20 protein-coding genes are annotated in these 19,946 nt (G+C 36.2%); 6 read left to right on the plus strand and 14 right to left on the minus strand.

Annotated features, from left to right (window positions below; genetic code table 11):
• Positions 1-29: 29 nt before the first annotated feature.
• Positions 30-191: an NADAR family protein gene (locus tag ACP3T3_RS14500; RefSeq protein WP_426476537.1), complete on the minus strand. Its 162-nt coding sequence runs from the start codon at positions 189-191 to the stop codon at positions 30-32.
• Positions 192-606: 415 nt separating this feature from the next.
• Positions 607-1,302 (minus strand): NrtR DNA-binding winged helix domain-containing protein, encoded by a 696-nt coding sequence (locus ACP3T3_RS14505; protein WP_426476538.1) that lies wholly within the window; start codon positions 1,300-1,302, stop codon positions 607-609.
• Positions 1,303-1,425: 123 nt separating this feature from the next.
• Between ACP3T3_RS14505 and ACP3T3_RS14510 the strand changes: the two genes are divergently transcribed.
• Positions 1,426-2,070, plus strand: a complete 645-nt coding sequence (locus ACP3T3_RS14510) for a DUF1579 domain-containing protein (RefSeq protein ID WP_426476539.1) — start codon at positions 1,426-1,428, stop codon at positions 2,068-2,070.
• Between the two features lie 55 nt (positions 2,071-2,125).
• Here the strand turns inward: ACP3T3_RS14510 and lepA are convergent, their stop codons facing one another.
• The 5 genes from lepA to ACP3T3_RS14535 form a co-directional block, all read right to left on the minus strand.
• Positions 2,126-3,922 (minus strand): translation elongation factor 4, encoded by a 1,797-nt coding sequence (lepA, locus tag ACP3T3_RS14515; RefSeq protein WP_426476540.1) that lies wholly within the window; start codon positions 3,920-3,922, stop codon positions 2,126-2,128.
• 164 nt (positions 3,923-4,086) lie between these two features.
• On the minus strand, positions 4,087-5,115 hold the full coding sequence (locus tag ACP3T3_RS14520; RefSeq protein ID WP_426476541.1) for a hypothetical protein: 1,029 nt from the start codon (positions 5,113-5,115) through the stop codon (positions 4,087-4,089).
• Positions 5,116-5,211: 96 nt separating this feature from the next.
• On the minus strand, positions 5,212-5,721 hold the full coding sequence (locus tag ACP3T3_RS14525; RefSeq protein ID WP_426476542.1) for a hypothetical protein: 510 nt from the start codon (positions 5,719-5,721) through the stop codon (positions 5,212-5,214).
• Positions 5,722-5,727: 6 nt separating this feature from the next.
• Positions 5,728-6,270: a hypothetical protein gene (locus ACP3T3_RS14530; RefSeq protein WP_426476543.1), complete on the minus strand. Its 543-nt coding sequence runs from the start codon at positions 6,268-6,270 to the stop codon at positions 5,728-5,730.
• Positions 6,271-6,287: 17 nt separating this feature from the next.
• The gene (locus ACP3T3_RS14535) at positions 6,288-6,839 is read right to left on the minus strand and encodes an RNA polymerase sigma factor (protein WP_034694015.1); all 552 of its coding nucleotides are present in this window, start codon (positions 6,837-6,839) and stop codon (positions 6,288-6,290) included.
• 181 nt (positions 6,840-7,020) lie between these two features.
• Between ACP3T3_RS14535 and ACP3T3_RS14540 the strand changes: the two genes are divergently transcribed.
• The 4 genes from ACP3T3_RS14540 to ACP3T3_RS14555 all read left to right on the plus strand — a co-directional run bounded on the left by ACP3T3_RS14540 (position 7,021) and on the right by ACP3T3_RS14555 (position 11,565).
• The gene (locus tag ACP3T3_RS14540; RefSeq protein ID WP_426476544.1) at positions 7,021-7,770 is read left to right on the plus strand and encodes a Rossmann-like and DUF2520 domain-containing protein; all 750 of its coding nucleotides are present in this window, start codon (positions 7,021-7,023) and stop codon (positions 7,768-7,770) included.
• A complete protein-coding gene (locus ACP3T3_RS14545) occupies positions 7,760-8,278 on the plus strand; it encodes a KdsC family phosphatase (RefSeq protein WP_426476545.1) in 519 nt (172 codons plus the stop codon). The genes ACP3T3_RS14540 and ACP3T3_RS14545 overlap by 11 nt, the downstream gene beginning before the upstream one ends.
• Positions 8,279-8,286: 8 nt before the next feature.
• A complete protein-coding gene (locus tag ACP3T3_RS14550; RefSeq protein WP_426476546.1) occupies positions 8,287-8,850 on the plus strand; it encodes a Maf family protein in 564 nt (187 codons plus the stop codon).
• 150 nt (positions 8,851-9,000) lie between these two features.
• Positions 9,001-11,565, plus strand: a complete 2,565-nt coding sequence (locus ACP3T3_RS14555; RefSeq protein ID WP_426476547.1) for a tetratricopeptide repeat protein — start codon at positions 9,001-9,003, stop codon at positions 11,563-11,565.
• A 64-nt stretch (positions 11,566-11,629) separates the two neighbouring features.
• Here the strand turns inward: ACP3T3_RS14555 and tsaB are convergent, their stop codons facing one another.
• From tsaB to ACP3T3_RS14580, 5 genes are read right to left on the minus strand one after another with little or no spacing between them, the layout of a single operon-like run.
• Positions 11,630-12,304, minus strand: coding sequence for a tRNA (adenosine(37)-N6)-threonylcarbamoyltransferase complex dimerization subunit type 1 TsaB (tsaB, locus tag ACP3T3_RS14560; RefSeq protein WP_426476548.1), 675 nt, complete (start codon positions 12,302-12,304; stop codon positions 11,630-11,632).
• A 44-nt stretch (positions 12,305-12,348) separates the two neighbouring features.
• On the minus strand, positions 12,349-13,098 hold the full coding sequence (locus ACP3T3_RS14565; RefSeq protein WP_426476549.1) for an SDR family NAD(P)-dependent oxidoreductase: 750 nt from the start codon (positions 13,096-13,098) through the stop codon (positions 12,349-12,351).
• Positions 13,099-13,108: 10 nt separating this feature from the next.
• Complete coding sequence (locus ACP3T3_RS14570; RefSeq protein ID WP_426476550.1) at positions 13,109-13,480, minus strand: YraN family protein; 372 nt, start codon at positions 13,478-13,480, stop codon at positions 13,109-13,111.
• A gap of 42 nt (positions 13,481-13,522) precedes the next feature.
• Positions 13,523-14,452 carry a S66 peptidase family protein gene (locus ACP3T3_RS14575; protein ID WP_426476551.1) on the minus strand — a complete coding sequence of 310 codons (930 nt, stop codon included), beginning with the start codon at positions 14,450-14,452 and terminating at the stop codon, positions 13,523-13,525.
• Entirely contained in the window at positions 14,449-15,135 is a 687-nt protein-coding gene (locus tag ACP3T3_RS14580) for a LysE family translocator (protein WP_426476552.1), read from the minus strand. Before ACP3T3_RS14580 ends, ACP3T3_RS14575 begins: the two co-directional genes overlap by 4 nt.
• A 272-nt stretch (positions 15,136-15,407) precedes the next feature.
• Between ACP3T3_RS14580 and ACP3T3_RS14585 the strand changes: the two genes are divergently transcribed.
• Entirely contained in the window at positions 15,408-16,262 is an 855-nt protein-coding gene (locus ACP3T3_RS14585; protein ID WP_426476553.1) for a T9SS type A sorting domain-containing protein, read from the plus strand.
• 133 nt (positions 16,263-16,395) lie between these two features.
• Here ACP3T3_RS14585 and rnr read toward each other — a convergent pair whose 3' ends face one another.
• Both rnr and rpiB read right to left on the minus strand, forming a co-directional pair.
• Entirely contained in the window at positions 16,396-18,549 is a 2,154-nt protein-coding gene (gene rnr / locus ACP3T3_RS14590) for a ribonuclease R (RefSeq protein WP_426476554.1), read from the minus strand.
• A gap of 335 nt (positions 18,550-18,884) precedes the next feature.
• Positions 18,885-19,319 (minus strand): ribose 5-phosphate isomerase B, encoded by a 435-nt coding sequence (gene rpiB, locus ACP3T3_RS14595; protein WP_426476555.1) that lies wholly within the window; start codon positions 19,317-19,319, stop codon positions 18,885-18,887.
• Positions 19,320-19,946 lie beyond the last annotated feature (627 nt).

Here is a 19,946-nt window from a genome sequence, read left to right on the forward strand (position 1 = left end):
GTTTTTTACTTTTCTACCGAGGCTTTAGCCTAATTGGGAGTATTGGCCTTTAAAATTTCCTCTTCTGTTTCAGGATCATTAAATAATCTGGCTTTTTCTGCCATCATATAATGTTCTGCAGTCTTATAAGTAATCCCGTTTTCTTCAAAACTTCCCGGAAACCATTGGCTGAAACATGATTTGGTAACCATATCTTTTGCCGTATGGCCAGAAAAAGAGAAACTTGATCTTTTCTTTTTTCTGAAATCGTTCTGTAATATTTTGTATCGTGTATTTCATGATTGCGTTATTTTGACACAAATTTAAAAGAATATCATTTTATTAACCAAATTTATTTGCGTTAATTTTACACTAATATATATAAACAACTGACTATCAGTTATAAAAATTTAATTTTATTAAACACTAAAGACACAAATTCTTATCGCAAATAACACTAATTTTAATATGTTTTGGCTAAAGCCGATGGAATTTGGTCATAAAAAAACGGGCTAAAGCCCGTTTCTATTGAATGTATTTTATTAATCTTTTTGTTCTGTAATTGCCACTACGTATCTATTAGTGAATATTTGTGCAAAACATTTGTGAAATTTGTGTTTAAATATCTTATTTAATCTCAAAGTAAAAGCCCTGCTCTTCAAGCTCCTTATATTTTTCTTTATTAAAAGTAAAAAGTTTTCCGGGTCTGCCGCTGCCTTCTTTTTTAACGTTATTGGTTTCATTAAGCAGACCATAGCTCATAATTTTCTTACGGAAATTTCTTCTGTCAATTTCTTGTCCTACAATGGTTGTATAAAGGTTTTCCAGGTCTGAAAAAGGAAATTCTTCATTAAGAAGATTGAAGCCGATCGGCTGGTATTGAATTTTGGTACGAAGTCTTTTTAAAGCAGTCTCAATGATTGTTTTATGATCAAAAGCTAATGAAGGAAACTTATTAATACTGAACCATTGCGCATCTTCAGCATCAGAATCCGCAAACAGTTCATGGTAAGAAGGGTTCACAAGCCCCAGATAAGCCACAGAAACCACTCTGTTTCTTGGATCGCGGCCCAGATTGCCAAAAGTATACAGTTGCTCCAAAAAATCAGGCTTTATGCCGGCTTCTTCATACAATTCTCTTTTTACGGCATCATCCACACTTTCATCATCCAGAACAAGTCCGCCAGGAAGTGCCCATCCTCCTTTAAAAGGCTCAATATTTCTTTTAATCAGAAGGATCTGAAGATCTTTTTTATCAAAATATCCGAAAATAACGGCATCTACAGCCACTTTTATATCCTGTAATTTTTTTGGAGACTCCATAAATTGATTTGCGTTACGAATACACAAAGTTACAATTTATGTCTGTATTAAAAAATAATTTCAGTTATAATAAAAGTTCTTATCTTTAATACACCTTTCTAACCACCTTAAAATTAAATAATTATGAAAAATTTACTATCAATCCTTTCCGTAGCTTTTTTATTAATAGCTTGTGAAAAAGGAAAAACGACAGCTGCTGCTGGTTCTGATAAAGCAGATTCCACGGCGGCAAACTCTGAGTGGAAACCTGTAGATTCAGCAACGGCTATGAAAGACTGGATGGCATACTCAACTCCGGGGGAAATGCAAAAAATGCTTGCAAAATCTGATGGAACATGGACAGGGGAAACCACCATGTGGATGGAAAACGGAGGAAAACCTATGATGAGTAAATCCGAAGCCACCAATAAAATGATGTATGGCGGGCGTTATCAGATCAGCAATCACAAAGGCAACTTTATGGGAATGCCTTTTGAGGGGATGAGTATTGTAGGATATGACAACGCAAAGAAGAAGTTTGTAAGTACCTGGATCGACAATATGGGAACCGGGATCATGCATGGAGAAGGAGACTGGAACGCTTCCACAAAATCGGTTGAATTTAAAGGGAAAATGACAGATCCTTCAAGACCTGGAAAAGATTGTGATTTCAGGGAAGTTTTCACCTTTATAGATGACAATACACAGAAACTGGAAATGTACGGGCCGGATTCCAAGACAGGCAAAGAATACAAAACCATGGAGATAAAATATACCCGTAAGAAATAAATCAATAAAAAACCGCTTCGTCTGAAGCGGTTTTTACTTTACAATAGGTTAATAATTAATCATTTAACTTTAATACGGCCATGAATGCTGATTGTGGTACTTCTACTCTACCAATCTGCTTCATTTTTTTCTTACCTTCTTTCTGCTTTTCCAATAGTTTACGTTTTCTGGAAATATCTCCTCCGTAACATTTTGCGGTAACATCTTTTCTTAAAGCTTTAATAGTTTCTCTTGCGATTACTTTCGTTCCTAATGCAGCCTGAACAGCAATATCAAACTGTTGTCTCGGGATCAGTTCACGAAGCTTTTCACACATTCTTTTACCGATGTAATAAGCATTAGAATCGTGGATCAATGAAGATAAAGCATCTACCATATCACCATTGATCAGGATATCCATTTTTACCAGCTTGGAAGCTCTGAATCCGATTGGGTGATAATCGAATGAAGCATATCCTTTAGAGATGGATTTTAATCTGTCATAGAAATCGAACACGACCTCAGCAAGCGGCATATTGAAAATCAATTCCACTCTTTCTGATGTCAGATAACTCTGGTTAACGATTTCTCCTCTCTTTTCGATACATAAAGTCATTACAGCTCCAACGAAATCAGATTTTGTAATGATAGAAGCCTTGATGAAAGGTTCTTCTACTCTGTCCATCGTTGAAGGATCCATCATTTCAGACGGGTTGTTGATCAGAATAGGAACTTCAGGTTCTTTTTTGGTATATCCGAAATAAGAAACGTTGGGTACCGTTGTGATCACGTTCATATTAAACTCTCTGTCAAGACGTTCCTGAACGATTTCCATGTGAAGCATTCCCAGGAATCCGCAACGGAAACCAAATCCAAGAGCGGCAGAACTTTCCGGCTCAAAAACCAGAGAAGCATCATTCAGTCTCAATTTTTCAAGAGAGAATCTCAATTCTTCAAAATCCTCAGAATCAATCGGGTAAATACCGGCAAATACCATCGGCTTTACTTCCTCAAATCCATCAATCGGACCTTCAGCCGGTTTTTCAAAAGAAGTAATAGTATCTCCTACTTTTACTTCACGGGCATCTTTAATCCCGGAAACCAGATATCCTACATCTCCGCAATGGATGGTTTTCTTCGGAACCTGCTTCAGCTTCAAGGTACCCACCTCATCAGCTCCATATTCTTTTCCTGTCGCAAAGAATTTGATCTTTTCATTTTTGGTGATACTTCCGTTCACAACTTTGAAATAGGCTTCAATTCCTCTGAACGGGTTGTAAACAGAGTCAAAAATCAAAGCCTGAAGTGGACCATCCGGATTTCCTACCGGCGCAGGAATTCTTTCTACGATCTGCTCCAAAAGATGATGAACACCCTCTCCTGTTTTTCCGGAAACTCTCAATACATCTTCATATTCGCATCCGATCAGATTCATAATCTCATCAGTCACTTCTTCAGGGTTTGCAGACGGAAGGTCAATTTTATTTAAAATCGGAATGATTGTCAAATCATTTTCCAATGCCAGATACAGGTTGCTGATGGTTTGTGCCTGAATACTCTGCGCAGCATCTACGATAAGAAGCGCTCCTTCACAGGCAGCAATAGAACGGGATACTTCATAAGAGAAGTCAACGTGTCCCGGTGTATCGATAAGGTTTAAAATATATTTTTCTCCTTTATACTCATAATCCATCTGGATCGCGTGTGACTTGATCGTAATCCCACGTTCTTTCTCCAAATCCATATCATCAAGCGTCTGAGACTGTAATTCTCTTTGGGTAACCGTATTCGTGTACTCCAATAGACGGTCTGCCAGGGTACTTTTACCGTGGTCGATATGAGCGATTATGCAAAAATTTCGTATGTTTTTCATTTAAGAATCTTGTAATTTGCAAAGATAAGAAATTGCAAGTGAATTCATCACACATAATTTTGAAGCATAAATTAACATATCATTTTCCTTAAAGCATACTCTAAAAAACATTTTTGGTCATTTATTTTAGCAATAGAACTAAAATCAAAAACCCGGAAATTATTTTATTCCTTTGATTTCCTAAAATTTTCTGGTAAAATATACTCTCCTGTAAGTCTATCAATTCCTACTCTAGAATACGTTGCATTCTGTTTGCGAGCTTTTGAGGAAGCACCATCTATTACAGCACCTATTATACCACCTACTATCCCGAAAGACACCGCTCCTGCAATAGTCATTGTATTATTCTGCGGAAAGAGCTCTTCCTCAGATGCTACTATAAAGAAGCCATTATTATCTTTGTCAATTTCAATAAAATTTACTGGTGTTTTTTTATAAGCAATTCCATTATCAACAACTGCAAAAACTTCTTTGTGTAGGTTATCATAATCATCGGATCTTTTCACCCCTTTAATTACCCCTTCTTTATTCTTTTTCACCATAAGCTCTTTATCGGGTTTTTGTTCTGCAAATGACTTATAATCTCTATAAACACCGTCTGTAAAAGCCCTTAAACTATAAATTGGCAACTGTTCAGATATTACTTTTTCATAATTTTCCATATCCACCTCAGAAATTGGAATGTTCAATTCTTCTGTATCATAGGAATCCTTTATAATATTGGATAATTCTGCTGATATACTGGCCGCTATAGCTCTAGTAATATAAGCGTGGTCTTTCTGTTGATAATCTTTTGAAATTCTGTTTTTTTTAAGAAAATAAAATTGATTGTTTTTTTTAAGAAAAGTAGCTGCCTGCATATCCAAATGTCCCATAACTGATCTTTCTGTTGGTACATCTTTAACTTTTAAATATTCCAGTATAAGGAAATATTCATTATTTCCACGTTCTTTATTATATTCTATAAACCAGTCTGAAAATAATTTTTCCAGATCATCTTTTTCAAATTTCACTTCATAAGGGTCTTTTCTATGAGATATAATTCCTATAAATTTATCTTCTCTTCTGTCAAGTAAAGTAAGAGATTGGGCAGTATGACTTTTATCTTTTATATTTTTCCTGAGTTCTACAAGTTGATTCTTTTGAGCAGAAATAAATAGGGGGAAAAGAAAAAATAACAGTTTTAGTTTCATCTTTGTTTTTTCACAAAATTAAAAATTCTGATAAATAATTAAACGGCTCTCACAGAAAAATCTGTAAGAGCCGTCCAACATTAAAAAAATAAACTATTATGGGTTTTGTTTAGGTCCCGAAGCACTCATATTTCCATGAGGGTTTCTTTCATCCATTTTATCCTTCATCATTTTCTCGGATTGAAATAGCTTCAGCACTTTCTGGCAGGGTATCACCTGCTGCATTTTATCTGCATATTTTTTTCGGTTATCCAATAGCTTCTGTCCCAATTCAAAACTTTGCTGCAGCTTTGCTTTTGCTTCTTCATCTGTTAAAGTTTCAGGATCAAAATTTGAATTAAACTGACTTTTTATCTGCTTCTGGCTGTCCAGATATTCGTTATACAATTGGGTAAACTCTGCTTTATCATCCGGATCAACATTGAGATTATCCATAATCATATTGTTTCTGAATTTCTTCAGCAGCTCTTTTCTTTCTTCCGGAGAAAGATTATTGATAATTTCTTTCCTTTGTTTAGGATCCATCTTTTTCCAGTCGTAATCAGTTCTTTGGGCATTTAATCCAAAGCCGTAAATAATCAAAAACGTCAATAATATCTTTTTCATCTTCTTTTAATTATAAATATCCAAATAAACGTCCTGTGTCGAATTACTTGCTAACTCTGCAATTTCAGAATTAGAAAACGAGTCTAGATAATCATTCATTCGTGTTTCTTCTTTTTTATTTACAGTTTTCACCGGTTTTGGTTTCTCTGTTATTTTTTCAGTTTCATCCCCGCTTTTAGAAGCGTAGATATTTTTATTTTTTTGATTTTCAACTGTTTGATTGTTATTTTCAACAGAAGTTAAATCAGATTTCAAAGTTTCATAAGCAAGCTCGCTTTCTGTTTTTGCTTTTGTGTTATTGGCAACATAAGCTGTTTTAGCATTCAGTTGCTGTTCAGCAGTATCTTTATCTGAATTGAAAACATAGGTTGCTCCAAAGATCAAAGCCAGTGATGCCGCCGCCGCATACATCCAGTTCAGCTTAAAGACAGGTGCTTTTTTACTTGTCTTTATATCATTCATAACGTTCTCCTGAATATTTTCAAACATATTATCAGGAACTTTGTAAATGTTTTTACGCTCTAGTTTTTCTATGTCGAACTCTTTCATCTTTGTTGGGTAAAAAATTATTTTTCGTAATTTTCTTTAATATAATCTTCTATTTTCTGTTTGGCATAATGATAATTTGTTTTCAGAGTCCCTACTGACATATCTACTATTTTTGATATTTCTTCGTAGGGTAAATCATCATAATACCGCATCATAAATACCAGTTTCTGCTTTTCGGGCAGGCTCTGTATAGCGTTCTGCAGTAAAATCTGTATTTCTTCAGCATCACCTTCAGTATTATCGGCTACGAGATTCTGCATGTGATACTCCGGGTCTTCATCAGTCTTCTGCATTTTTTTCATTTTGTTGACCTGCTGCAGTGCTTCGTTGGTAGCAATTCTGTACAACCAGGTATACAACTGGCTATCATTTTTAAACTGATGAAAATTCTGATAAGCTTTAATAAAAGTTTCCTGCAGCGTATCCTGTGCAAGATCACCGTCCACAATAATTCTTCTTATGTGCCAGTACAATCTGCTTTGATAGGCATCCATCAAGGCCCGGACCCCTTTATCCTGGGTCCGTGGATTCTGCATCAACGAAATAATTTCCGCGTCCTTAATCTTCATAAGATGCCTTCATTGTTTTGGATTACAAAAATAGCTGAAAGTTAAATTAAAAATCCAATTTTCAATTTAAATATTAAAAATAATATGAGACACTTACGCAATAAACGTGCCTATACCGAAGAACAGGATTTCTGAAGCCGTCTTCCTTTCCCGGCTCGTCTTAAAATCTTATATTTGTTATATGCAAATTGTAATCATCGGTTCCGGAAACGTTGCCTATCATATGGCAAAAGCTTTCACTTTGAAAAGCATTCCCCTGGCCCAGATTTTTGGCAGGAACGAAAAAGAATTAAGTAAGATTTCCGAAGAATTAAAGGTTCCTTACTCTACAGATCATCTGGATGAGGCAGATCTTTATATCATCTGTGTGAGTGATAATTCTGTGGAAGAAGTTTCGAAAATTATTACCAGAAAAGGCAGCCTCGTTGCCCACACCTCAGGCTCTCTTGCTAAAGAAGTTTTGGCCGGTGACTACAGAAAGGCAAGTTTCTATCCTTTACAGACGTTTTCAAAATCCAAAGAACTGGAATATGAGAAAATTCCGTTTTTTGTAGAAGCTGAAAATGAAGAAGACCAAAAAATATTGACTGACCTTGCTTCAAAGATTTCAGAAAGGGTAATGGAAAGCAATCACGAAAAAAGAAAATATATTCACCTTACTGCAGTTTTTGCCTGTAATTTTGTGAATCATCTGTTTTCAAGAGCTAAGGAAGTTTCAGATTCTCAGGAAATTCCGTTCGATTATTTTTTACCGCTTATCGATGAAACGGTTCAGAAAATTCATGAGATTGAGCCTAAAATGGCGCAAACCGGACCTGCAGTAAGAAATGATGTAAGGATTTTACAGCTGCATGAACAGTTATTAAAAGACGAAAGTCTTGAAATTTATAAAACAATGAATCATTCTATTCAGAAAATGTATGAGCTATAAAGAGAAATTAAAAGATATTAAGGCATTTGTATTTGATGTTGACGGAGTTTTCACAGACGGAAGTGTTTATCTGCTTCCGGGAGGAAATATGTGCAGGGTAATGAATGTCCTGGATGGATATGCGGTGGTGAAGGCTTTAAAAAATAATTATCTGATCGGTGTTATTACGGGAGGAAATGATGAAATGGTAAAACACAGGATCAATTACCTCGGCATACAGGATTACTACCCGAAGTCCCACAATAAAATAGATGATTTCGAAGACTTTAAGAAGAAACACAATCTTAAAAACGAAGAAATTCTGACCATGGGTGATGATCTTCCGGATATTCATATCATGGAAAACTCAGCTATTGCAGCATGTCCTGAAAATGCAGTCCCTGAAGTAAAAGGTATTTCCGATTATATTTCCCCGAAAAAAGGAGGAACCGGAGCAGTGCGCGATGTGATTGAACAGGTGATGAAAGTGCAGGGAAACTGGCATGATGATAATACACAATCTGTATAATTAACGGTATGAAATTACTTTTAGCGTCACAATCACCAAGAAGAAAAGAGCTTCTTTCCAGCCTTGGTTTTGAATTTGAAGTCGTAAAAATAGACTGTGAAGAAATTCTCCCAGAACATATCAAAATAGAAGAAGCTGCAGCCTATCTTTCTGATTTAAAAGCAGAAGCATTCAGACGTCTGGCAGCAGATGAAGTCCTGCTGACTGCTGATACGATAGTCGCAGTTGATCATCAGATCCTTGGAAAACCTAAAGATGAAGATGATGCCTTTAAGATGCTGCAAAGCCTTTCAGGAAGAACCCACCAGGTTTATACCGGAATTACCATCAAAACAGTAACCCATTCTTTTACAGAAACCGATGTTGCCGATGTTACTCTTGACAATCTCTCTGATCAAGAAATAAACTATTATATCAAAAATTATAAGCCTTTCGATAAAGCCGGGAGTTATGGTATTCAGGAATGGCTGGGAATGGCGAAGATCACGAGCCTTACAGGAAGTTTTTATACCATTATGGGCCTACCCACCCATCTTGTTTACAAAATATTGAAAGAAATGTCCCTGATTTAAAAGATTATAAGGATTTCGGACATCTATTAAAGAAGAAATAAAATATTTTTCGTCAAAAATATAAATATTATTCATTATAAAATTTTATTATTTTTACAAAATCATCAAACGGGTGATAATAAAAAGCAGATTAGCGAGTTATATTGAATAATGAAAAAGAATATATTGTTCCTTTTAGTAATATGCCTTGTTGCTTCCTGTTCTACCAGAACAAAAAAGCCGGAGCAGCGATCAAAACTATTGAAAGGATTTTCCACATATTATAATACTCTTTTTAATGCGAAAGATGCATTAAACAGTGAATTTACAACCAGAGACAAGGGTCATAAGGATAATTTTTATGCACCTTATATTCCTATTCTTACCTATGAAGAACAGCCTTTGGGAAGTGATCTTGGTCAGACTGAAGCTTTTGCAGAGAATTCTATGAAGATGGCTGAAGTAGCCAACAGACCTTCTGGAAGAGGTGATTCCGGCATTCCCAACAGGCCTGGAGGATCTTCAGGAAACGGACCTGCCAGACCTGAGGGTGAACAGGGCAAGGGAGCAACTACTCTTGAAATTGCGGAAGCGAAGGCCCTGAAAGCAATTAATAAATATTCGGTAACCAGAAATGGTGAAGAGAAAAATAAGCAGATATTTGATGCTTATATGATCCTCGCTCAGGCGAGAATTTATCGGGGTAAATCCCTGGAGGCACTCGATGCGCTTAATTATGTTTTCACCCATATGAAGGATGATAAGAGGATAGCTTTAGCAAGAATTTATCAGGGGCTTGCTTATGATCAAATCAAAGATTACCACAGAGCACATGAAACTTTTGCAAAACTGAAAGGAGAAGACCTCAGTAAAAGCTATGCAAAACTCCTGAGTATCTATTATTCTGAATCTCTGCTTGATGCAGGTAAAAAAGAAGAAGCAGCCAAAGAACTCGATAATGCTTTTGAACTGAATACCAGCAGAAAACTGAAAAGCAGGATCGCTTATCTGAGAGGCCAGGTTCTGGAAAATCTGAACCAGAATGATAAGGCGAGGGAAAGCTATACTGCGGCTTACAAATATGCCAATGATTTTGAATTCGAAGTGAAGTCTCAGATTGCCATTGCTAAAACTTTTAATGGCAAGGGAGACTATGCGGGTGCCAAAAATTACCTGGAAGGAATCAGTAAAAAAGGGACATACGGCTCCAGAAAGAATGAATTTTACTATGCCTTAGGTTTGATGGCCAATAAAGCAGGCAAGAAAGATGAAGCTCAGCAATTCTTCAGAAAATCATTGTTTGAAAAGGTTTCTGACCCTCAGATCCGCGGATTGGCTTACTATGAAATAGGAAAAAGCTACCTAGACAAAAATGATTATATCGGCGCTGGAAGCTACTATGATTCTGCCCTTGCTGTAATGACTTATGAGCCGTCAAAAATCTTATTAAAGGATCAGTCTGAATACATCAAAAAGATTTCCAGAAATTATTATCTTATCAAAAAGAATGACAGTATTCTGTCTCTGGCGAAAATGGATGATGCTCAGAAAACCGATTATTTCACAAAATATATTGCCAAATTAAAAGTCAAGGAAGAAAAAGAGGAACAGGAAAGAAGACGGGCAGAAAGAAGCAAAGGATTTGATACCGGAGATTATAGTGCTAATTCTGTTTTTGCCAATAGCTCCAATTCTTTTGAGGATTTTGGAGTCACTACAAAAGGGTTTTACTTCAGCAATTCAGGAACTGTAAGCAAAGGAACTTCTTCCTTCAAACAAATCTGGGGAGACCGTGCTCTTGCTGATAACTGGCGTTCTTCCAAGAAAATGGCTTCTATTGAAGATATGAAGAATGAAGCATTGGGGGTAACTTCTGCACCTAATCCAAGACGTTTTGAGCCTGCCTATTATATTGAGCAGATTCCTACGGATCAGGGTAAACTATCCCAATTAAAAAAGGACAGGGACACTGCTTCATTAGGACTTGGGATTATGTATCAGAACTATTTTACCAACACTCCCCTGGCCACCAAAACGCTGTATGATCTTGTAGACGTAAAGCCGGAAGAAAAAGTAATGCTGCAGGCATTATATGAGATTTTTGCCATGAATTATGAAAAAAATCCACAGGCCTCTGAAAGGGCAAAACAAATTCTTTTAGCAGATTATCCCTATACCTCTTATGCTGAATTTGCGAGAAATCCTAAAAACAAATCATTTGTAAAATCAACAGAAGAAGTTGAAAATGAATATAAAAAGGCCTATGCCCTGTTTGAATCGGAAAAATTTGCTGAAAGTAAGGATGTAATAGATCAGACGATCCAGAAGTTCCCAAAAGATGCACTGGTTCCTAAATTATATCTTTTAAATGCATTCAATGCCGGGAAATCCAGCGGCAAAGAAGTAATGATTCTTCAGCTTGAACAGATTGCGCTGAATTATTCTAAAACTCCTGAAGGGATCAGGGCTAAAGAGATGCTGAATTACCTGAAAAGTGATCTGAGCTTCCAGGCGACTGACAATAAGGGAAATACTATTCCCCAGCAGCCTTCAGGCGCCCCCGTACAACCTGATATGCAAAATAAGGGTATTCCACAAATGAATAACGGAACTGTGCAGAAGCTGGATGGCATGCAAAACAGTAACAGCGCTCCACAACAATTAAATCAGCAGCAAAATCCTAAAAAATCAAACGAAACAAAACCTGCGTCAAAGGTACCACCAAGACCTCAGTAAAATAAAAAAGCGAAGATTTATTCTTCGCTTTTTATTGTATGCTTATTTTTATAGTCATAGAATCTTACGATTTCTTTTTCTTTACTCCATGGAAATCTTTGAGATAAAAAGGCTCAAAATAAGCCATATCTTCAAATTCCCTGTTTTCTGTTTTTTCCAGGGTCTTCCTGATGAGATATTGTGTAGAAGGATAAACATCTTCGTTAAAAACAGCATCGGGAAGATTCATGATTTCTTTTGCTTTTTTAGCCCCATCCCCTACAAACAGAACTTTTTTATCGCTGAATTCTTCAAAAGAGGTTTCATCTAAAATTTTAGCTTCGGTCTCAGATAACTCCCTCCCTGTTTTACCGTCATAAACGGCCGTATAAACCTCCATTCTTCTTGCATCAACTAAAGGCACTACAAGATCATAGTTACCACCTAAAAAAGGCTCTATCATGCTTTCAAGAGAATTTACGGCTACAAGAGGTACTTTTAGTCCGTAACAAAATCCTTTTGCAGAGGCAGCACCAATTCTTAATCCCGTATAAGATCCGGGACCTTTTCCCAGGGAAACAGCTTCGATATCTTTAAGTGAAATCCCCGCTCCTTCCAATGCCCATTCCACATAGGTATGAAGACTTTCAGACTGTTTATAGTTTTCAGAAACTTCTTCACAAAGACATAACAGTTTCCCGTTGTCTGATACCGCTACCGAACAGTTCCTGGACGATGTTTCCAGATATAGAATTTTCATTTTTTTGTTTTATCTAAACTGCAAATTTACTCCATTATTTTGGACTATTTTCTATAAATTGTTCTCGGTTCTGCCTGAGCACTTGGATAAATGGTCATATCTGAAACAGTAACATGTTTCGGGGCATTCACACAATAAGCAATGGCATCGGCAATATCTTCCGCTTTAAGGGCATCATATCCAGCATAGACGGTAGAAGCTTTCTCGCTGTCTCCTTTGAATCTTACCAAAGAGAAATCTGTCTCTACTGCTCCCGGCTGTATATTGGTTACCTTGATTCCAAATTCAGTAAGCTCTAACCTCATCCCCTCAGAAATAACATCTACTGCTTTCTTCGTGGCACAGTACACTACTCCATTCGCATACGTCTGTCTTGCTGCAACAGAACTGATATTTACTATATGACCTAAATTTTTAGTTTTCATACCTGGGATAATCATTTTGGAAACATAGAGTAGTCCTTTTACATTTCCGTCGATCATAGAATCCCAGTCCTCTGTCTTCCCTGCCGACAGAGGATCTAATCCATGAGCATTTCCTGCATTATTGACCAGAACATCAATCTCTTTCCAGTTTTCAGGAAGCGAATTGATAGCGGTTTCCACTTCTTTGAGATTCCTTACATCAAACTTTAAACTAAATATTTCGGTAAATTGAGAAAGCTCTGCTTTTACAGCTTCCAGTACTTCACTTCTTCTTCCGCAGATAATAATTCTGTTCCCTTGTTTTGCAAGAAGCTCTGCGGTTGCTTTTCCTATTCCGGAAGTAGCTCCGGTGATTAATATTGTCTTCATAATTGATTTATTAATTTGCATCAAAGGCCTGAAAAGCATCTTTGATATGGTCAATAATTAAATTCTTACTTTCATCGGGAAGAACGGAGATGATATCAAATCTGACTTCGTTATCTTTATTAAATTCTTCCAGATAGTAATTGGCTGCGGAAACAATTGTTTTTATCTTTGTTTTGGTAACGGCTTCCTGTGGAAGAATGAAAAAATCCGTAGATCTGGCTTTCACTTCCACTACAATAATAAGATTATCTTTTTCAGCAATGATATCAATCTCTGCTTTCTGAAAACGGAAATTTCTGACCAGGATTTTATACCCGCTTTTCTGAAGATAATCTGCGGCCATATCTTCTGCTATTTTTCCAAAATCATTATGGTTAGCCATATGTTGTGTTTAAGAGTCTGGAGATAGGAGGGTAGTGGTATTTTAAAAATCTATTTTTACTTTAGTCCCGACCTTCATTTTAACATTTGCACCGATTAAAAGGGGTCTGTTGTCTTTAATATGTCCATTAGGAAAAGCAAATGCTACAGGGAAATTATACTTTGAAATTCTATCTGAGATCAGCTTGTAAGCAAATTCATCAAAGCTTTCTTCATAGCTATTGTTTTCCTTTTCGTCTCCCATATTGGTCATTCCACCCACAATCAACCCTTTGATTTTATTGAAGACACCTGCCAGCTCCAGTGTCATGATCATACGGTCCAGGGCATAGAAGTTTTCTCCGATATCTTCGATAAACAGAATTTTGTCTTTAAATTCAAAAGAATATTTGGTCCCCAGAAGGGCATAGATAAGGGCTAAATTCCCACCAACCAATTCGCCTTTAATATCCCCTTTTCTATTGAATTGATGAGATTCAAGACTGTATTTTGGTGCTTTTCCTTTTAAAATGTCAAAGATAAGGTCATAGCTTTCATCTGTAACGCCAAAGCTGGATGTTTTGATGGTTTGTCCATGGATGGACCCATACCCTTTTTTCAACAGATAGCTTTGAATGACGGTATTATCGGAATATCCGATGTACCATTTCGGGTTTTCTGTAAAGTTTTTCAGCTTAAGATGCTGAATCAGGTGCTGGCATCCGTAGCCTCCTCTGGAAGCCCATACCGCTCTGATTGCTTTATCGTTAAAGGCCCAGTTAATATCTTTTATTCTTTCCTTTTCTGTTCCGGCATAATTATAACCATTTGAAAACTTGGTGTAAAGATGTTCCCCCAGAACGGGTTCAAAACCTCTGTTTCTAATCATTTCTATTCCCTTTTCAAGTTGAGGGGCATCTACTGCTCCTGCAGGGGAAATAACAGCTATTTTGTCTCCTTTTTTAAGAGACTTTGGAAAGATCATTTTTTTCATTTTGTTTTTTGATATTTTACTTCTTTCTTTTCAGCTTCCTCCAACCGTCTGTCAAACTGATTGAATTTCTTGAAACTCTGCAGGAAGATAAAGAAACTGAAGATAATAAGAATACAGCCAACAACTCTTCTGATTTGATTGGCAAGCTTTTGTGTCAGTTTATCGTGAAATTGTTTTGCCAGAAATATCTTGGCAAGATCTATTGAAAGATAGGTTGCCAGTACAATGCTTATGTAGAAGATAAAACTGCTGGTGTCCGGATATTGATTCCTTACGGAAATTACCGTTACCAGCCAGAAAAGGATGACCCCAACATTTAAAAGATTAAAGAAAAAACCGTTGAAAAATGTCTTGATATAATTTTGGCCAATGATCTTTTCTTCTCCGGGCATATGCATTTTGGTCTTGGTTACCAGCATCACAATACCGTAGACAAAAATAAGAATAGAAGTGATCCTGTAAAACCCAGGATGTTTATCTATTAACGTTACAATATCTGTACTGGCATAGTACGCCGCTACAATGCATAATAAATCTGCAGTAATAACGCCAAGATCTAATGATAAGGCATGTTTGGGGCCTCTGGAAAAGCTGGTTTCAATTAACAGGAAAAATATAGGTCCTATGAAAACCAGGCTCAGCATAAATCCTAATATGATGGCAGATAGTACAAGTTCTAGCATTAAGTAGTGTTTTAAAATGAAAAAAATTCATTTCGTTTAATACAAAGTTAGACTTTATGATTTAATTATTCAATAAAGTCCTGTTTTAAAATAAGCCTCATTATCAAAAACCTGTAAATTAAAAAATAATCATCCAAATAAAAGATTTAAAAACGTTTTCATTCATACTACAACGCAATGTATTACAAATATCTTTATTGCATCCATAAGTATATTTTATATATTTGCACTTCTCTAATTTTCATATTAACTAATAACTAAAACAAACAAAAATGATGCGTAAGAAACATTTTCTACTTTCGATTTTATTAAGTATTCCGGCAATTTCTTTTTCTCAAGTAACACTAGGACAGGTTGATGATTTTCAAGATTTCACTACCCGAAACTGGACAAAAAACAATACCATACCTAATGCGAATATTTTTGATGGGGGACCATTGGGTGCAGGGGACAATTTTTTACGTGTAAGTTCAAATGGTTCTGGTTCAAATCTTAATCTGATGACTTTTAATAATGCTCAGTGGACCGGTAGTTTTACCAGTGCGGGTATTACTTATATCTCAATGGATGTAAGAAATTCCGGAAGTGAAATCATATATTTAAGATTATCATTCAGATATAGTGTTTCCAACACTCAACAGGAAATCTGGAGTACCACTAATCCAATAGCAGTTATTCCGGGAGCAGGCTGGAAAAAAATAGCCTTTCCGATAAATCAGGCTTCTGTGGTAAGAGTATCGGGATTAAATCCTTATTCTACAACATTCTCTCATGTACAAGAAATGCGTATTTTACATAATGATGCCCCAAGCTGGGATTCAGATCCTATTACAGCAACATTAGATATTGACAATATCAGAGCTACAAATCAGACATTGAATGTATCCAACGTTAAACTTACAGAAAATTACGTTAAAATAGCTCCAAACCCAACTTCTGACTATCTCCAAGTTCTTGGTCTGACTAAAAAATCAGGATTTAAAGTATTTAATGCTTCTGGAACTCTTGTTAAGGAAGGTACTATAAATAACAACACTGAAAAAATCAATATTCAGGATCTTGCCAGTGGAATTTACTTTATCAAATTAGACTCAGAGGAGTCTTCATTCAAATTTGTGAAAAAATAAATGACTAAAAGAGACCGTCTCACAACTTGTGAAAACGGTCTCTTTTATAAAATTTTACTGTACTCTGTCATATACGCGATTCTCAACCCAAATCATTAGTTGTGATCGCCTTCTTTTATTTCTGTTATTCTAGTTACTTCACAATCTGGAAATCAAGCTGCTTCTGAATCAGATTCGCTTTTACTACTTTAATCTGAACTTCATCTCCAAGCTGGTATTTATTGCCATGTCTTACTCCGTATACTGCATGGGTTTTCGCATCATACATATATGAATCATCTACAAGATCTCTCAATTTGATCAATCCTTCAGCTCCATTTTCAGGAATTTCAACCCAGAAACCGAATTCTGCCACTCCGGAAATCACTCCTCTGAAAATTTCACCCAGATGTTTTTCCATGAATTTCACCTGCATGAACTTAATAGAGTCTCTTTCCGCATCTGCCGCCAGTCTTTCCATGGCGCTGCAGTGCTTTGCTTTTTCTTCAAGCTCGCCTCTGTTCGGAGATTTTCCTCCATCCAGATAATGCTGAAGAAGACGGTGGGCGAGCAAATCCGGATAACGGCGGATAGGAGAGGTAAAGTGACTATAGTATTCAAAACCTAAACCATAGTGGCCAATTGGTTCTGTAGAATACACCGCTTTGCTCATACTTCTCATCGCCAGTGTTTCGATCATATTTTCTTCTCCTTTTCCTTTCACATCATGAAGCAGTTTATTCAGAGATTCTGCAACCTTCTTGGTATTGGCAAGATCCATTTTATATCCGAAAGTAGCTACAAAGTCTCTCAAAGACTCCAATTTTGCCGGATCCGGATCATCGTGAACCCTGTAAATAAATGTATTATTGGTGATTTCACCTTTTCTTGACAAGGATACAAATTCAGACACTTTTTTATTGGCTAAAAGCATAAATTCTTCGATCAGGTGGTTGGAATCTTTACTGATCTTAAAGTACACTCCAATCGGTTCATTATTTTCATCCAGGTTGAATCTTACTTCACTTCTGTCGAAAGTAATAGCCCCTTTTCTTATACGTTCATTACGCATGATCTTTGCCAGCCTGTCAAGGGTATTAATCTCTTCAGCCAGATCTCCCTGTCCGGTTTCAATACGTTCCTGAGCTTCTTCATAGGTAAATCTTCGGTCTGAATGAATCACTGTTCTTCCAAACCATTGTTTCTGAATTTCAGCCTGATCATTCAGTTCAAAAACTGCTGAAAACGTATATTTATCTTCGTTCGGACGAAGGGAACACACATCATTACTCAAAACTTCCGGAAGCATCGGAACAACCCTGTCAACAAGATATACCGAAGTTGCTCTCTGATAAGCTTCATCATCGAGAATAGTCCCCGGAACCACATAATGAGATACATCTGCAATATGAACCCCGATTTCCCAGTTTCCGTTTTCCAGCTTTCTGATGGATAAAGCATCATCAAAATCCTTCGCATCCTTCGGGTCAATGGTAAACGTACAGATATTACGCATATCCCAACGTTTCGCTACTTCTTCATCAGTAATACTTCTGTCAATTTTATCTGCGTCAGATTCTACTTCCTGCGGAAATTCATAAGGCAATCCATATTCTGCAAGGATAGAGTGGATCTCTGTTTCATGTTCCCCCGGAGCACCCAGTACCTGAGTGATTTCACCTTCAGGGTTCTTATCTCCCGGTCTCCATTCTGTCATTTTTACAATAACCTTATCACCATCTTCAGCAGTGTTGAATTTTCCTTTCGGAATAAAGATATCTGTATTGATTGATTTTTTATCACAAACAACAAACCCAAAATCCTTGTGAGCAACCTTCTGGAATGTTCCTACGAATTCCGTTCTGTTACGTTCCAGAACTTCCAAAACAGACCCTTCCAGTTTCTTTCCTTTATAATGATAAGTTATAATAAGAACCTTATCTCCCTGCAGGGCATCCTTCACATTTTTGGCGTGAACGAAGACGTCATCCGCCAGTCCTTCCACACTTACATAAGCATTTCCACTTTGGTTGAAATCAATAATTCCGGTAAGTGTTCCTGCAATTTTGAGGTTCACGATATATTTTCCTTTTTCTACTTCTTTGATTTTTTCAGATCCCTGAAGTTTATGCAGTGCCTGGATCACCAGTTCTCTTTGTCTTGGATTTTTGTAATCTATTCCTTCAGCAATCTGCTTATAATTATAAATTTTGGATGAGTTCGCATTCATAAACCGGAGAATCAGTCTTCCGATCTCCATCATTTTTAAATCATTTTTATGACTTATATATTTTCTTTTTTTTGGCATTTTAATTTTCTTTTAATTGTTTTTGGTTTAGCTTAAATAAAACCTTTTTCTAAATCTTCCGCATTCCTTCTTTATATAAGGTTATTCAATTTCATCATTAGATTCTTTCCGTACATCATCAGAAATTATCTTTCAGTTTACTTAGAACGGGAGCTTTAGTTTTGTATAAATTTAATACAATTCTTGAGAAGAAAAGAGAAAAACCTTCTTTTATATATGTTTCAAATATAAGAAAGGCTTTGTAGAATAATAGAGTGTAATTTCTATCGGACACTGCAAATGTATGAATAAAAAATAAATAAGGCCTGTAATATGATTTACAAGCCTTAATATATTTAGCAAACTGCAATTTTGTCAACTCTGTTCTGGTGTCTTCCACCTTCAAAGTCTGTTGAAAGAAATTTATCTGCAATTTCAAGTGCCAGTTCTTTAGATATAAACCGTGCCGGTATTGAAATCATATTGGCATCATTATGCTGTCTTGCCAGTGCTGCAATCTCCGGCATCCAACATAATGCACATCTTATTTTCTGGTGTTTGTTCGCAGTGATCTGAACTCCGTTTCCGCTTCCGCAGATCAGAATTCCCAGCTCATTTTCTCCGTTTTCCACAGAGGTTGCCGCAGGGTGTACAAAGTCCGGATAATCCACACTGTTTGTGGAAAACGTTCCAAAATCCTGAACTTCAAAACGTTCTGAAAGGTAGTTCTTAACAATCTCCTTATATTCATAGCCTGCATGGTCTGCTGCGATGGCAATTTTTCTTTTCATAATACTCTTATTAAGCTTTATTAGATTCTATTTCCTTACAAAGGTAAGAATAATAACAATTCGTGTTAGTAAACCCTGAGTTAATTGTGAAAAGGTATGTGAATAACTGTGGAAAACTTTTATCAACTTTCTATTTTCAAAGATCAATTTATTTCGTAATAGAAAACCTTTCCGCAAAATTTAACCACAACTTTCCAGATGTTTTCTTCAGCTATCCCCAGATTTTTCCATATTGAAATTACTAATAATAGCTTTATATAAAGTTATCAACATTTGTTAATAAGTGCGTGAAATAGCGGGTTTACAAGGATTTATATTGTGAGTTAAATATGAATTGACTAAAAGTTGAATGTTATCAATTTTTACACTAAAACTTATCCCCGAAACTAACAACACTCAACAACAACTACATTATTTCTTTTTTTTAAAGAGATAAAATTGTTGATTAATGGGTGATTGGGTTCGGGGAAAGTTTTTGAAAACTTTTATTTTAATCAAACTGTTGAAAAAGTTTAAAACCTTACATTTGTGAAACAAAAATTTAATGTGATTTATAAAATTGTTCCTGCGAGATTTTCCAAAAGCTAAGACGGGTTTTGAGCACGGCAGTTTTATAGGGTTTTAAAA

The sequence above is a fragment of the Chryseobacterium sp. CBSDS_008 genome (genome assembly GCF_049959325.1).
Taxonomy (GTDB): Bacteria; Bacteroidota; Bacteroidia; order Flavobacteriales; family Weeksellaceae; genus Chryseobacterium.